The organism is Streptomyces sp. NPDC057617 (assembly GCF_042800555.1).
Classification (GTDB): domain Bacteria; phylum Actinomycetota; class Actinomycetes; order Streptomycetales; family Streptomycetaceae; genus Streptomyces.
Genome location: NZ_JBHVGV010000024.1, coordinates 12,843 through 27,595, shown reverse-complemented (window position 1 = coordinate 27,595; position 14,753 = coordinate 12,843). Strand labels below are relative to the sequence as shown.

The window sequence follows — 14,753 nt, the reverse complement described above, 5'->3', positions numbered from 1 at the left end:
ACACCCCCCCCCCCTGGGGCCGTCTGTGTGATGACGCCCGCCCCCGCCGGGGTCGGGTGGGCGCCTCACTCGATGCGCGCGCACGGGCCCACGGCAGGACGACGGTCCTTCGCCCGCGGTCCGGACCGCCGGGCTGCCGCAGTACCAGTGAGAGTCCCGCGGCGATCAGCGAGACCACACCGGACGCCACATACGCGCCGACGAAGCCCCAGGAGGCCACCACGACGGCGCCGAGGCCACCGCCGAACAGACCGCTGATCAGCTTGGCGCTGTAGACCATGCCGTAGTTCGAGGCGTTGTTGTTCTCCCCGAAGTAGTCGGGGACCAGCGCCGCGAACAGCGGATAGAAAGCGCCGCCGCCGAAGCCGGAGAGGAAGGCGAAGACCAGGAACAGGGTCTGGTTCCTGATCTCGCCCGCCCACAGCACACCGAACTGCGCCACGGCCAGGGTCAGACACACATAGGTCAGCGTGGTCCGCCGCCCCAGCTTGTCCGACAGCCAGCCCACCACACCGCGTCCGGTTCCGTTGATCACCGACATCACGCCCATGGACGACGCCGCGATGAGCGGGCCGAAGCCCATCTCCTTCGCGAACGGCACCTGGAACGAGATCCCGAAGATCGACACTCCGGCACAGCACAGCATGCAGAGCCACATCAGCGGCACCACACCTGTCCTCAGCGCCTCCTGCGGAGTGAACTGCCGTACCGCGGGAGGGTTCTTGGCGAGAGCCCTCCCGGACTTCGAATCCCCGGCGATGTTGAGCGGATCTACCTCCTCCGGCCACCAGTTCTTCGGCGGATCCTTGAAGAACAGGCCCGAGACCAGCGTCAGCACCAGGACATAAAACCCCACCAGGTCAAGCACCGTGTGGTAGTTCGAGGTGTCGAAACCGTAGGTGAAGAGGAAGATGAACGGCACGGCGCCATAGGCGAATGCCCCGTTCACCAGCCCGGTTTTGCCGCCCCTGCGCTCCGGATACCACTTCCCGACCATATTGACGCAGGTCGAGTAGATGAGTCCGGAACCCAGCCCGCCCAGCAGGCCGAAGCCCACCAGCGCGAGCCAGATGTTCGGCGCATGACTGAGGCTGACGAATCCCACCAGCGAGCAGAACGAGCCGATGAGCATGGCGGCCCTGCTGGTGAGGATGCCCTTCTCCCGCAGCCTTCCGGCCGGGAAGGAGACAGCGGCCTGGAAGAAGATCCAGACGCTGAGCACCCAGAAGGTGTTCGTCGAGCTCCAGTGATGTGCCTTGGACAGGGTCTCCTCCGCAGCCCCGAAGGCGTACTCGAAGACGCTGATGGCGAGCATGGCGAGCCAGGGCAGCGCCACCATCGTCCAGCGGGGGAGGCCGAGGATCTGCCGGTCGGATTCGCCGATCCGGTAGATACGGCCGCGTGCGTCGGTGATTTCACGGTAGTCCGCGCCGGCCGTGGTCGGCGCGGACGTACCGGAGAGAGGTTCCGCTGTCATGTCAGGCTATCTCCCGGCCTATCGGGTTCGGGTTTGGTTCGATCTTGCTGCCCCTGCCTGGCGCCTTGAGGAACAAGGCCAGTACGGCTGAGGCGAGTCCGATGCTTCCGGCGATGATGAACGCGCCCTCGTAGTCCCAGGCGGCCACCACCACGGCTCCCATACCGGAGCCGACCAGGCCGGATATCAGCTTGGAGCTGTAGACCATGCCGTAGTTGGAAGCGTTGTTGTTCTCGCCGAAGTAGTCCGCCGTCATCGCCGCGAACAGCGGGAAGATCGCGCCGCCGCCGAAGCCGGAGACCATCGAGCAGAACAGGAAGAACGGCATGCTTCCCATGGAGCCGGATATCAGCACACCGAACTGCGCGCTGCCCAGGACCAGGCAGACGATGATCAGTGTGTTGCGGCGTCCGTACCGGTCGGAGATCCAGCCGATGACGCCACGCCCCGTACCGTTCACGATCGCCTTCAGCGACATCGCGGTGGCCACGATCCCACCGGCGAAGCCCATGTCCTTGCCGAAGGGCACCTGGAAGGCGATACCGAAGATGTTGATGCCGGCCGTGCACAGCAGGCAGAACCACATCATCCACAGCACGGGCGTCCGTGCCGCTTCCTTCGGTGTGTACTGCTTCAGCGCCGGCGGGTTCTTCTCCAGCGCACGCCGGATCCGCGGGTCCTCCGACGTCTTCAGCGGGTCCGCGCCCGTCGGCCACCAGTACTTCGGCGGGTCCTTGAAGAACCAGCCGGCGACCGCGACCACGAGGCAGCAGATGACACCGACAGCCACCAGAACGGTCTGGTAGTTGCTCAGGTCCATGTACGAGGTGAAGAGGAAGACGAAGGGCACGGAGCCGTAGGCGAAACCGCCGTTGACGAGGCCGGTCTTGCCTCCCTTGCGCTCCGGATACCACTTGCCGACCATGTTCACACAGGTGGCATAGACGAGACCGGCGCCGATACCGCTGAACATTCCGAAGCCTATGTACGCCACGATCACGTGCGGCGCGTAGGCCAGGGAGAGATAGCCCAGGAACGTACCCAGTGCGCCGAGCATCATGGCGTACCGGGCGGGCAGCTTGCCGCTCTCACGGAGCTGCCCGGCGGGGAAGGCCACGGCCGCCTGGAAGAAGATCCAGACACCCATCAGCCAGAAGATGTGCCCGCTGCTCCAGAGATGGGCCTCGTGCAGAGTGTCCTCCGCCGAGGTGAACGCGTACTCGGACGAGCTGATGCCCATCATTCCCATCCACGGGAAGAGCACCATTGTCCATCGCGGACGGCCCATGATGTGCCGGTCGGTCTCACCGATCCGGTACACACGGCCGTTTGCGTCCGTCACCTCCTTGTAAGGGACGGAACTCGAGATTTCAGTAGTTGTCATGTGGTGTAGCACCCCTTGCATCGAAAGAGCTGGCCAGCGCCCCCTGTCCAAAACCTTTCGTGCTCGCCCGGGCGGGCTAGGTCATGGGTAACCTCCAAACCACCTGACCGGTGCGACGTTCTGACGATGCGTCAGGGCGGCGTAGCTGACGGTGCGTCATAAACACTCCGCAGCCCTGTCTCACCGGCCGCACCCGGGACACGCGCCCCGGACCGCCGGCAGTCTGTGTGTGCCGGGGGCGCTTCATAGCAGCCCCGCAGCCTTGGCCCACCGGTACTTGGCTCCAAGTACGGCGACCGGTTTCTCGGTGGTGTACGGGTAGGCCACCACGCCGCGTTCGAAGAGGTACTGGCACGCTTCCTCGACCTCCACATCGCCCGCGAGCGACGCCACCACCGGCTTTCTGATGCCCCGGTCCGCGAACTCCGCGACCACACGCGCGGTCAGTTCGGCGAAGGCCATCGGCGGTGTGACGATCGTGTGCCAGTAGCCCAGCACCAGCGCGTCGATCCGGGGATCCTCCAGGCCGAGCCGGATCGTCGCCTCATAGGTGGCCGGAGGCTCGCCGCCGGTGATGTCCACCGGGTTGCCCGCCGCCCCGAAGGGCGGGATGAAGGCACGGAACGCCTTGTCCAGATCCGGCGGGATCTCCATCAGCGACAGACCGTTGTCCACGACGGCGTCCGAGAGCAGCACACCCGAGCCGCCCGCCCCCGTGATGATCACCACGTTCTCGCCCCGGGGGGTGGGCAGCACGGGCAGCGCCCGCGCGTACTCCAGCATCTCGTTCAGCCCCGGCGCCCGGATGACCCCGGCCTGCCGCAGGATGTCGTCGTACACCGCGTCGTCCCCGGCGAGCGCGCCCGTGTGCGAGCCCGCCGCCTTCGCCCCGGCCGCCGTACGCCCGGCCTTCAGGACCACCACCGGCTTCTTCGGTACGGTCGCCCGCGCCGCCTCGACGAAGGCGCGGCCGTCCTTGAGGTCCTCCAGATGCATCGCGATGCATTCGGTACGGGGATCCGCGCCGAACCAGGTCAGCAGATCGTCCTCGTCCAGATCCGACTTGTTGCCGAGGCCGACGATCGCCGAGACACCCGTCCTGGTGCTCCTCGCGAAGCCCAGGATCGCCATCCCGATACCGCCGGACTGCGAGGTCAGCGCCACGCCGCCCTTGACGTCGTACGGCGTGCAGAAGGTGGCGCAGAGGTCCTGCCAGGTCGAGTAGTAGCCGTAGATGTTCGGCCCCAGCAGCCGTACGCCGTACTCCTCGCCGATCGCGACGATCCGGTCCTGGAGTTCGTGCTCGCCGGTCTCGGCGAACCCGGACGGGATCAGCACCGCGTTCGGGATGCCCTTGCGGCCCACCTCCTCCAGCGCCGCGGGGACGAACTCCGCGGGTATCGCGAAGATCGCCACATCAGGCTCACCAGGCACGTCCATCACGCTCTTGTACGCCTTACGGCCGAGAATGTCATCGGCTTTGGTGTTAACCGGATGTATTTCGCCCGGAAAACCTCCATCGACCAGGTTGCGCATGACCGAGTTGCCGATCTTGCCCTGTTCGGCCGAGGCGCCGATCACCGCCACCGAGTGGGGCTGCATCAGCCGGCGCATCGAGACGAGGATCTCCTCGCGGGTGTACGTGCGCCGCGGCGCCGGAGCCCCGGCGCTCAGCAGGATCCGTACATCGGCGGCCATCACCCCGTTCGCGGACGCGAACACCGGATTGAGGTCGACCTCGGCGATCTCGGGGAAGTCGGCCGCCAGCCGGGACACCTTGACCACCAGCCCGGCCAGCGCCTCCCGGTCGGCCGCCGCGCCGCCGCGGACCCCGCGCAGGACCTCGGCGGCACGGATCCCGTCCAGCATCGAAAGCGCGTCGTCCCTGGTCGCGGGGGCGAGCCGGAAGGTGACGTCCTTGAGGACCTCCACCAGGACCCCGCCGAGACCGAAGGCCACGATCTTGCCGAAGGTCGGGTCGGTGACCGTACCGATCAGCACTTCCGTACCGGCCGGCACCATCTGCTGCACCTGGACACCAAGGATCCGCGCCTCGGGGGCATACGCCTTCACATTGGTGATGATCGCGGTGAACGCACCGCGCACCTCTGCGGCTGACGCCAGCCCGATCCGCACCCCGCCCGCGTCCGTCTTGTGCAGGACATCGGGCGACACGATCTTGAGCGCGACCGGGAAACCGATCCGGTCGGCGAGCGCCACCGCCTCGTCGACATCCTCGGCGAGTGCCTCCGCCGGGGTGGGGATGCCGTAGGCGTCCGTGACGGCCTTGCCCTCCGGAGCGGTCAGAGCCGTACGTCCCTCGGCGAGCGCGGCGTCCAGGACGGCGCGTACGGCCCTCTGATGCGGTTCCGTGGTGTCCACTGCTAGATGACTCCGTTCGCCTTGAGCACGCGCAGTTCCTCGTCGTCCAGACCGAGTTCGCCGACGTAGATCTCCTCGTTGTGCTCGCCCAGCAGGGGCGAGGTGACCACGTCCACGGGGGAGTCGGACAGCTTCAGCGGGCTGCCGACGGTGGTGAACGAACCGCGCTCGGGGTGCGGGACCTCGATGACCATCTCGTTGTCCGCCAGCGAGACGTCCTCGATGATCTCCTTGGTGGAGAGGATCGGGCCGCACGGGATGTTGTGGGCGTTGAGCTTCTCCAGCACCTCCCACTTGGGCTGAGTGCTGGTCCACTCCTCGATGAGCTGGAACATCTTGCCCAGCTTGGGCAGCCGGGCCTCCGGGGTCGCCCACTCGGGGTCGTCCGCCAGCTCGGGCCTGCCCATCAGCTCGGTGACGGGCCGCCAGCCGACCGGCTGGATGATCACATACACATAGTCGTTGGGGCCGCCCGGCGCGCATCTGACGGCCCAGCCGGGCTGTCCGCCGCCGCTGGCGTTGCCGCTGCGCGGCACCTCGTCGCCGAAGTCCTCGTTCGGGTACTCGGCGAGCGGGCCGCCGGCGAGCCGCTGCTGGTCGCGCAGCTTCACCCGGCAGAGGTTGAGCACGGCGTGCTGCATCGCCACATTGACCCGCTGGCCGCGGCCGGTGTGCTCACGCTGGAAGAGCGCGGCGAGAATGGCGGCGACGGCGTGGATGCCGGTGCCGGAGTCGCCGATCTGCGCGCCGGTCGCGAGCGGGGGACCCTCCTCGAAGCCGGTGGTGGCCATCGAACCGCCCATGGCCTGTGCGACGACCTCGTACGCCTTGAAATTGGTGTACGGACCCTCGCCGAAGCCCTTGATGGAGGCGTAGATGATCCGCGGGTTGATCTCCCGGATGCGCTCCCAGGTGAAACCCATGCGGTCGACGGCCCCCGGGCCGAAGTTCTCGACCATGATGTCCGAGCGGCCGATGAGGTCCGTGAGGATCTCCTTGCCGCGCTCGGTCTTGGTGTTGAGGGTGATGGACCGCTTGTTGCAGTTGAGCATCGTGAAGTACAGCGAGTCGACATCGGGGATGTCGCGGAGCTGCTTACGGGTGATGTCGCCGGTCGGAGCCTCCAGCTTCACCACGTCCGCGCCGAGCCAGCCGAGCAACTGCGTCGCCGAGGGGCCGGACTGGACGTGCGTCATGTCCAGTACGCGTATGCCGGCGAGCGCCTTCGTTCCCGAAGGGGTCTCAAGAGCCTGCGTCATCAGGGGGCTCCTCTACTTGTACAGGGTCTGGTTCATGGTTCCGGGGGCGTACGCGTCCGGGTCGACCCAGACGTTGATCAGCGAGGGCCGCCCGGACTCACGCGCCCTGCGGAGCGCGGGCGCGATGTCTGCCGGTTCACGGACCTCCTCGCCGTAACCGCCCAGCAACTGGGCGAACTTGTCATAGGGGACATCGCCGAGGGTGTCGGCGGTCCGCTCCCGCTCCCGGCCGTGGGTGGCGGCCCGGCCGTAACGGATCGGGTGCGCCGGCGAGTTGTTGCCGACGATGCCGATGAACGGGAGGTTGTGGCGGACGAGCGTCTCGAAGTCCCAGCCGGTCGGTGAGAAGGCGCCTTCTCCGAAGAGCGTCACGATCTCCTCGCCCGGCCGCGCCCGCTTGGCTGCGAGGGCGAACGGGATACCGGTACCGGGGGTCCCGAGGGGGCCCGCGTCCAGCCAGTGGCCGCGGGACTTGGGCCGTACGGTCTGGCCGGCGAGGGTGACGATGTCGCCGCCGTCGCCGATGAAGAGGGAGTCCTCGGTGAGGAACTCGTCGATCTCGCTCACCAGCCGGTACGGGTGGACCGGCGCGGTGTCCGAGGTGAGCTGCGGCAGCCGCATGTCCAGCGCTGTCCGCTCGGCGGTGCGCAGCTCGTCCAGCCAGGCCCTGCGCCGTACGGAGCCGTTGTCGAGGCGTCCGCCGGCGGCCTGGGTGAGCGAGGAGAGTACGGGCCCCGCGTCGCCCACGATGCCGAGGGCGATACCGGGGTCCCCGTCCACCGCGCGGTGGTCGAGATCGATCCGGGCGACGACGGCCGCCGGAGAGGTCCGCTTCCCGATTCCCACGCGGAAGTCGAAGGGGGTGCCGACGACGAGGATGAGGTCGGCGTTGGCGAAGGCGTAGCGCCGGGAGAGCTGGAAGTGGTGCGGGTCGCCGGGCGCCAGGGTGCCGCGCGCCGTCCCGTTCATATAGGCGGGTACGTTCAGCGCCCGTACGAACTCCACGGCCGCGTCGGCCCCGTCGGCCGTGCCCACCTGGCTGCCGAGCAGGATCGCCGGCCGGTCGGCCCGTACGAGCAGATCGGCGAGCTTCTCGACGGCCTCGGGGTCACCGGCCGGGCGGGTCTCGGCCCTGTGGTGACCGGCCTCGGCGATCCGGGCCTCCTCCACCGGCACCTTGGCGTCCAGTACGTCACGGGGGATCTCCAGGAAGGACGGACCGGGAGCGCCCTGCCGGCACGCGCGGAACGCCGTCGACACCATGCGGGCCGCGCCTGCCGGACCCGGCACGGCGGCGGCGTACTTGGTGACCGGGCTCATCATGTCGAGCTGCGGCAGATCGCGGAACGAGGCCGTGCCGTACGGGCCGTGCTCGCCCCGGCCGCCGATCAGCAGCATGGGGGACTCGGCGCGCAGCGCGGTGGCCACGCCCGTGATGGCGTCGGTGGTGCCGGGTCCGGCGGTCACGACCGCGCAGCCGGGCTTTCCGGTGACCCTGGCATGACCGTCGGCCGCGTGTACGGCGACCCGCTCGTGCCGTACCTCGACGATGTCGATGCCCGCCTCGGCGCAGCTCTCGTACATGCCCGTGACATGGGCGCCACGGACGGCGTAGACGACGTCCACACCTTCCGCTTTGAGCGCTCCGGCGACCTGCTGACCACCGGAAACGACTCCCTGGCTGTCATCGGGCATGAGGGCGGTCCTGTCCCTTCGTAGGGGAGGGCTGTCGCCCTCTCGGTACATTGCATACAGTCGACGAATACTGTATGAAGCTTGTTATCCCGCATCCAGTGGATGGTGTCCAGGGGGCGTGCGGCACTTTCGTCAAAAGGGAGCCGGCATGGATCTGTATGAGCACCAGGCAAGAGAACTCTTCGCGGACTACGGCATACCGGTACCCGAGGCCGAGGTGGTGGAGCTGGCCAGGGAGGCACGCTTCGCCGCCGAGCGGCTCGGCGGCCGGGTGGTCGTCAAGGCACAGGTGAAGACAGGCGGCCGGGGCAAGGCGGGCGGGGTGAAGCTCGCGAGCGATCCGGCGGCCGCCGAACTGACCGCGCGTCAGATCCTCGGCATGGATATCAAGGGCCACACCGTCAGGAAGGTGATGCTCGCCCAACCAGTGGATATCGAGGCCGAGTTCTACGTCTCGTACGTGCTCGACCGGGCCGCCGGGGTCTTCCTTGCGATCGCCTCGGCCGAGGGCGGAATGGAGATCGAGGAGGTCGCGACGGTCCGTCCCGAGGCCGTCGCCAGGATCCACGTCGACCCCGCCGAGGGGGTCACCGAGGCCAAGGCGGCGGAGATCGCGGCGGCCGCGAAACTGCCCGCGGACACCGTTCCCGTACTCCAGGCGCTGTGGCAGGTACTGGTCCGCGAGGACGCTCTGCTGGTCGAAGTGAACCCTTTGGTACGTACTTCGAATGGGCCGATAATCGCCCTCGACGGCAAAGTGACCCTTGACGACAACGCGCGCTTCAGGCAGGAGCGTTGGGGCGAGACATCGGAGGACCCGGGCACCGATCCGCTCGAAGCCGCCGCCGCGGCCAAGGGCCTCAACTACGTCAAACTCGACGGCGAGGTCGGCATCATCGGCAACGGCGCGGGCCTGGTGATGTCCACCCTGGACGTGGTCGCCGGCTGCGGCGCCCGCCCCGCCAACTTCCTGGACATCGGGGGAGGGGCGTCCGCTCAGGTCATGGCGGACGGACTGTCCGTGATCCTCTCCGACCCCGACGTCAAATCCGTGTTCGTCAATGTCTTCGGCGGCATCACGGCCTGCGACGCCGTCGCCGAGGGGATCGTCCAGGCGCTGGAGACCGTACGGCTCACCAAGCCCCTCGTCGTACGCCTCGACGGCAACAGCGCCGCCCGCGGCCGGGCGATCCTCGCGGACCGCGCGCACCCGCTCGTGGACCAGGTCAGCACGATGGACGGGGCGGCCCGCCAGGCCGCCGTACTCGCGTCCGCCGGATAAGCGCCCGACCACCGGACCCACAACCCGGATAAAGGAGAGCCGACACCATGGCGATCTTCCTGACCAAGGAGAGCAAGGTCCTCGTCCAGGGCATGACCGGCGGCGAGGGCATGAAGCACACCCGGCGGATGCTCGCCGCCGGCACCGATGTCGTCGGCGGAGTCAACCCGCGCAAGGCGGGCCGTACCGTCGACTTCGACGACCGTGCCGTTCCCGTCTTCGGCTCGGTGCGCGAGGGCATGGAGGCCACGGGCGCGGATGTCACCGTCGTCTTCGTACCGCCGCCCTTCGCCAGGGCCGCCGTCATCGAGGCGGCGGACGCGGGGATCGGGCTCGCGGTCGTGATCACCGAGGGCATCCCTGTTCATGACGCTGTCGTCTTCCAGGCGTACGCCAAGCAGCGCGGCACCCGTATCGTCGGCCCCAACTGCCCCGGACTGATCAGCCCGGGCCAGTCCAACGCCGGCATCATCCCGGCGGACATCGCCTCCAAGCCCGGCCGGATCGGCCTGGTCTCCAAGTCGGGCACGCTCACCTACCAGCTCATGTACGAGCTGCGGGAGACCGGCTTCTCCTCGGCGGTCGGCATCGGCGGCGACCCCGTCGTGGGCACCACCCACATCGACTGCCTCGCCGCCTTCGAGGACGACCCGGACACCGAGGTGATCGTTCTCATCGGCGAGATCGGCGGCGACGCGGAGGAGCGCGCGGCCGCCTATATCGCCGGCCATGTCACCAAACCCGTGATCGGCTACATCGCCGGATTCACCGCGCCCGAGGGCAAGACCATGGGTCACGCGGGCGCGATCGTCTCCGGCTCGTCCGGCACCGCCGAAGCGAAGAAACGCGCTCTCGAAGCGGTCGGCGTACGAGTCGGCTCCACCCCGTCCGAGACCGCGCGGCTGGTCCTCGACCGCCTCGCGATGACGCGTGAGGTCACTCATAATTGAAAGGAGTGCGTGCCACACGCCCGAACCGACTCACTGCCGTCGCGCCCGAGAGGTCCGGCACCGGAGGTTACGGCACCAGAGGCCGTGACCTCCTGTTTTTCCTGTCTGTCCTCACTGGATGACTTCTTGACCTCTTGTACGGACGGCAGTCAAGCCGAGCTATGTCATTTACCGCGCCTGAGAGCGGAGACCCTCAATGGCACCCACCCTCGTTCCTCAACTGACATTGACACTCAAGCCCGGCACGGCCTGGTCCGACGCCTGGGAGCGCTGCCTCGCGGTGGCTCCCGAGGCGTTCCACGACGACCGGGTCCGTAACCTCTGGGCAGGGTCCTGGCAGTCCGAAGGCCGCGCCCTGCCCGCCACCAGCCCGGTCGACGGCAGCCCCATAGCGGGGCCGCCCCGGCTGGACGCCGCCACCGCTCAGCAGGCCGTGCGGGCCTGTCTGGACGAGCACAGGGCATGGCGGCACACCCCACTGTCCGAGCGCAAGGCACGGGTCAGCGCCACACTCGACGCGCTCACCGAGCACCGCGAACTGCTCGCCCTTCTCCTTGTCTGGGAGATCGGCAAGCCCTGGCGGCTCGCCCAGGCCGACGTCGACCGTGCGATCGACGGCGTGCGCTGGTACGTCGACAATGTGGACCGGATGCTGGAGGGCCGGACCCCGCTGGCGGGCCCGGTCTCCAATATCGCGAGCTGGAACTACCCGATGTCGGTCCTGGTCCACGCGATGCTGGTGCAGGCCCTGGCCGGCAACGCGGTGATCGCCAAGGCACCGACCGACGGGGGAGTGGCCTGTCTGACGCTGGCCTGTGCGCTCGCCGTGCGGGAGGGCATCCCCGTCACGCTGGTCAGCGGCAGCGGCGGCGAACTCTCCGGGGCGCTCGTGCGCTCGCCGGAGATCGGATGTGTCTCCTTCGTCGGCGGCCGGGACACCGGCGCCAGGATCGCCACCGCGGTCGCCGATCTCGGCAAGCGCCATGTGCTCGAACAGGAGGGCCTCAACACCTGGGGCATCTGGAACTACAGCGACTGGACCGCGCTGACCGGTGTGATCCCCAAGCTGTTCGACTACGGCAAGCAGCGCTGCACGGCGTATCCGCGCTTCGTCGTCCAGCGCTCGCTGTTCGCGGACTTCCTCGCGGCGTATCTCCCCGCCGTACGCTCCATCCGTCTGGGCCACCCCCTGGCGGTCGAGCAGCCCGGTGACCCGCTGCCCGAGCTGGACTTCGGACCGCTGATCAACGCGGCCAAGGCCAAGGAACTGGCGGACCATGTCGCCGAGGCGATCAGCCGCGGAGCGGTCCCGTTGCACGAGGGATCGCTGGACGACGGGCTGTTCCTGCCCGGCCAGGACACCAGCGCCTATCTCCCGCCGGTGACCCTGCTCAACCCGCCCCCGTCCTCCCCGCTCCACCACGCGGAACCGTTCGGCCCGGTCGACACCATCGTCCTGGTCGACACGGAGGCGGAACTGCTGGCCGCGATGAACGCCTCGAACGGCGCCCTCGTCGCGACCCTCTCCACCGACGACCCGGAGACCTTCGCCCGGCTCTCCCCGCAGATCCGCGCCTTCAAGGTGGGCCACAGCAAGCCCCGCTCCCGCGGCGACCGCGAGGAACTCTTCGGCGGCTTCGGCCACTCCTGGCGAGGCGCCTTCGTCGGCGGCGAGCTCCTCGTACGAGCGGTCACGGACGGCCCCACGGGCGAACGCCCCCCGGGGAACTTCCCTGACTACCACCTGATGCCCTAGCTCCCCCGGGCGCTCCTCCCCACCCCGGAGGAGCGCCCACCCCCACCCGCCCCGTACGACCACCGCCCCCGACCCCGGCCGCCCCCGTACGGACCACTGCTGACCCCGCTGACCACCGGATATACGAGTGAGACCACCCCGCATCCCCTGGTATCGTTGACCCCGTCGCCGCGACCGGCCCTAGGTCGGTTCCGCGGTTCAGACCACTCGTCCGGGTGGCGGAATGGCAGACGCGCTAGCTTGAGGTGCTAGTGCCCTTTATCGGGCGTGGGGGTTCAAGTCCCCCCTCGGACACGAACCATTACCCCACGGGGTGATGCGGAAGCAGTGACCAGGTCCGGATAGAGGTTTGCCTCTATCCGGACCTGGTGTTTTCCGGGGTGGTAGGTGCCTTGTATGCCGAGGCTGCGGTAGACGGCGGCCTTCTCCTGCGGTGTGGCGCCGTGGATCGCGCCAGCGATGTCGCCAAGGCCGGTCCGGTCATGGGTCAGGTTCGCTGAGACCGGCAGCCCTGGCTGGCCCATCCACCAGGACACGTCGAGCACCTCGGTACAGGGTGACACGCCAGCTCGCCGCCACCTGTCCCTTCCACGACACACCTCGGGCCCGTTCGAGACGCTCTCCGTCTCCGTCTCCGACGACCGCGCTGGCCAGCTCGTGCTCTCGGAGTCCGTCCAGGTCCACAAGCCCGTCGTCTGCAACTGGCACGCCAACGCCGCCGACGTCGTCACCCCCTTCCTCTAGGCTTTTTGTTCAGCATCGCCGGTTCACCTGACCTGTTGATCTCGTTTTCTATGAGCAACTGGTTGCGCCCCGACGCGCAGCCGCACCGGACCTGCTGTTCTGTCACGTCCACGGCCGAGGCCGAAGTCCACGCCCGTGACCGGACACACCTACGCCTGACCGCCCGAGACCCCTGGCTCGACCACTGCGGTGAACTCCCCCGATCCACGGCACGAACCCGGAAAGACCGTGAAACGAGTCGAGACCCTCATCGGCATGGGAAGTCACGCCGGCCGTTCTTGACGTCAACCGTGGGGCCGCCGTTGTCGGAGGCGACACCGCCTCCGCAGCCGCCCCCGTCGAATCGGGGCGTCCTGCTCGCTCGTGGGCGGGCCGTCCTGCTCGGGTGCGCTCTCGATGAGGAAATGCTCGGCGACCTCCCGGCGCCCGTACAACTCGCACGCCGCGATTCCGCGTGGGGTCCTGTGGCACGCCGAGGTTTGCGAGGTACGACAGGGCGACGCCCGCCCGGTCGCCCGCCACCGCGTCGCCGCAGGACACGAGGGCACACTGGCCTGTACCAGAAGGCAACAAAGGCGCACACCGTTCCTGGCGAATGCAGCCCCACCTCAGAATTGACCCATGGGTCGCCTGTGATCCTGCGGCACTCCCACCGCACCAAAGGGATCTTCCGTGGTGGCAGCCGGCACCCCGGTCGACCGCCTGGCCCTACGCCCAGTTGCCGGGCCTTCGCCGTGCGTCGCGTCGTGGACATGGCGCAGAGAGCGCCTCAGTGGAAAGGGCAGTGGACATGTTCCAGCGGAAAAGCGGAGGCGGACTCACCGGGAGTGGCGAAGCGCCGCGGCAGGTCGAGGCCGGCGGCATTCAGGGTCGGCGAAGCGGCCTCGGCCTCTTTTTCGCTGTCACGTTCGCGACGACTTGGACCTTCTGGCTGATCGCGATCACACTCGGCGGATCGCCGACGAGTTCCCCCACCGCCGTTCCCTTTCTGCTCGGTGGTTTCGGTCCGGTGTTCGGCGCGATCGCGGTGCGGATTCGCCGGGGCCGCCGCAGGGAGCCCATACCCGTTCGTACGATGAAATTCCGGCAGGGCGTACGCCTGTTGTGGGTGCTGCCCCTGCTAGTGCTGGCATCGGGGAGCGTGGTGGCGGGCGCGTTCCTCGCGGACTTCCTCGGGGGCACCGCGGTGAGCCTGACCGAGGGCAGGGAGCTGATCTCGACCGTCGGCGGGATCGTGCCGTTCCTCGTCAGCATGGTGATCGTCGGTCCGCTGTCCGAGGAGCCCGGCTGGCGAGGTACGGCGTATCCGCGGCTGCGCGGCTCCATGGGACGGGTCCGGGCCGGACTCCTGCTCGGCGCGGTCTGGGCGGTCTGGCATCTGCCGCTGTTCTTCATCGGGGGAACCGTCCAGGCGGAGCTCGGGCTGATGAGCTGGAGTGGCCTGATGTTCTCGCTCAGCGTCTTTCCTGTGGCGCTGCTGACCGGTTACGCGTACGAGCGTGCCGGAGTCGTGGCGTCCGTCGTGGTCCATCTCGGTTTCAACGCGACCATGGCCGTGCTGACCGTCGAGTCCCCGCTGACGCAGGCATGCGTCCTGGGGGTACAGGTCGCCCTCGCCGGCACGCTGCTCGCCACGTGGCGCGATCGCCGGACGGGCCCGCACCTTCAGATGGCGCCCCAGCCGGACCGGGACGACGCCGACGTGTCGCGGCGGATCGCTCCGGTCGGCTGACCGACCCCGTCGCGGCCACCAGAACTTCCTCACGGCAACGCCGCGGCCCGGACAGGGGCGCGGCGTTGCCACTCACCAACGAACAACGCCGA

10 protein-coding genes and 1 tRNA gene are annotated in these 14,753 nt (G+C 68.4%); 6 read left to right on the top strand and 5 right to left on the bottom strand.

From position 1 onward, the window contains the following. The 5 genes from ACFU9P_RS34500 to ACFU9P_RS34480 form a co-directional block, all read right to left on the bottom strand. A partial coding sequence (locus ACFU9P_RS34500; RefSeq protein WP_384088750.1) for an OFA family MFS transporter occupies positions 1-1,477 on the bottom strand: 1,477 nt, incomplete at its 3' end. Between the two features lies 1 nt (position 1,478). Then, positions 1,479-2,861, bottom strand: coding sequence for an OFA family MFS transporter (locus ACFU9P_RS34495; protein WP_376386440.1), 1,383 nt, complete (start codon positions 2,859-2,861; stop codon positions 1,479-1,481). A 243-nt stretch (positions 2,862-3,104) separates the two neighbouring features. Next, on the bottom strand, positions 3,105-5,243 hold the full coding sequence (locus tag ACFU9P_RS34490) for an acetate--CoA ligase family protein (protein WP_384088747.1): 2,139 nt from the start codon (positions 5,241-5,243) through the stop codon (positions 3,105-3,107). A gap of 2 nt (positions 5,244-5,245) precedes the next feature. Continuing rightward, entirely contained in the window at positions 5,246-6,502 is a 1,257-nt protein-coding gene (frc, locus tag ACFU9P_RS34485; RefSeq protein ID WP_384088744.1) for a formyl-CoA transferase, read from the bottom strand. 12 nt (positions 6,503-6,514) lie between these two features. Then, positions 6,515-8,197 (bottom strand): thiamine pyrophosphate-binding protein, encoded by a 1,683-nt coding sequence (locus tag ACFU9P_RS34480; protein ID WP_384088741.1) that lies wholly within the window; start codon positions 8,195-8,197, stop codon positions 6,515-6,517. 148 nt (positions 8,198-8,345) lie between these two features. Between ACFU9P_RS34480 and sucC the strand changes: the two genes are divergently transcribed. The 6 genes from sucC to ACFU9P_RS34450 all read left to right on the top strand — a co-directional run bounded on the left by sucC (position 8,346) and on the right by ACFU9P_RS34450 (position 14,661). After that, entirely contained in the window at positions 8,346-9,479 is a 1,134-nt protein-coding gene (sucC, locus tag ACFU9P_RS34475; RefSeq protein ID WP_376386432.1) for an ADP-forming succinate--CoA ligase subunit beta, read from the top strand. 47 nt (positions 9,480-9,526) lie between these two features. After that, positions 9,527-10,429 carry a succinate--CoA ligase subunit alpha gene (gene sucD, locus ACFU9P_RS34470; RefSeq protein ID WP_384088738.1) on the top strand — a complete coding sequence of 301 codons (903 nt, stop codon included), beginning with the start codon at positions 9,527-9,529 and terminating at the stop codon, positions 10,427-10,429. A gap of 196 nt (positions 10,430-10,625) precedes the next feature. Then, on the top strand, positions 10,626-12,185 hold the full coding sequence (locus tag ACFU9P_RS34465; RefSeq protein WP_376386428.1) for an aldehyde dehydrogenase family protein: 1,560 nt from the start codon (positions 10,626-10,628) through the stop codon (positions 12,183-12,185). Between the two features lie 209 nt (positions 12,186-12,394). Then, positions 12,395-12,479: transfer RNA gene (locus ACFU9P_RS34460), tRNA-Leu, on the top strand. Positions 12,480-12,644: 165 nt separating this feature from the next. Further along, entirely contained in the window at positions 12,645-12,929 is a 285-nt protein-coding gene (locus tag ACFU9P_RS34455; protein ID WP_384088735.1) for a hypothetical protein, read from the top strand. Between the two features lie 1,075 nt (positions 12,930-14,004). Next, on the top strand, positions 14,005-14,661 hold the full coding sequence (locus ACFU9P_RS34450) for a CPBP family intramembrane glutamic endopeptidase (RefSeq protein ID WP_384088732.1): 657 nt from the start codon (positions 14,005-14,007) through the stop codon (positions 14,659-14,661). Positions 14,662-14,753 lie beyond the last annotated feature (92 nt).

What these genes read in the sequence shown, in the direction of transcription:
- ACFU9P_RS34495 (WP_376386440.1), bottom strand. Translation starts at nt 2,861, where the DNA reads ATGACAACTACTGAAATCTCGAGTTCCGTCCCTTACAAGGAGGTGACG.
- frc (WP_384088744.1), bottom strand. Translation starts at nt 6,502, where the DNA reads ATGACGCAGGCTCTTGAGACCCCTTCGGGAACGAAGGCGCTCGCCGGC.
- ACFU9P_RS34480 (WP_384088741.1), bottom strand. Translation starts at nt 8,197, where the DNA reads ATGCCCGATGACAGCCAGGGAGTCGTTTCCGGTGGTCAGCAGGTCGCC.
- sucC (WP_376386432.1), top strand. Translation starts at nt 8,346, where the DNA reads ATGGATCTGTATGAGCACCAGGCAAGAGAACTCTTCGCGGACTACGGC.
- sucD (WP_384088738.1), top strand. Translation starts at nt 9,527, where the DNA reads ATGGCGATCTTCCTGACCAAGGAGAGCAAGGTCCTCGTCCAGGGCATG.
- ACFU9P_RS34465 (WP_376386428.1), top strand. Translation starts at nt 10,626, where the DNA reads ATGGCACCCACCCTCGTTCCTCAACTGACATTGACACTCAAGCCCGGC.
- ACFU9P_RS34455 (WP_384088735.1), top strand. Translation starts at nt 12,645, where the DNA reads ATGTCGCCAAGGCCGGTCCGGTCATGGGTCAGGTTCGCTGAGACCGGC.
- ACFU9P_RS34450 (WP_384088732.1), top strand. Translation starts at nt 14,005, where the DNA reads ATGAAATTCCGGCAGGGCGTACGCCTGTTGTGGGTGCTGCCCCTGCTA.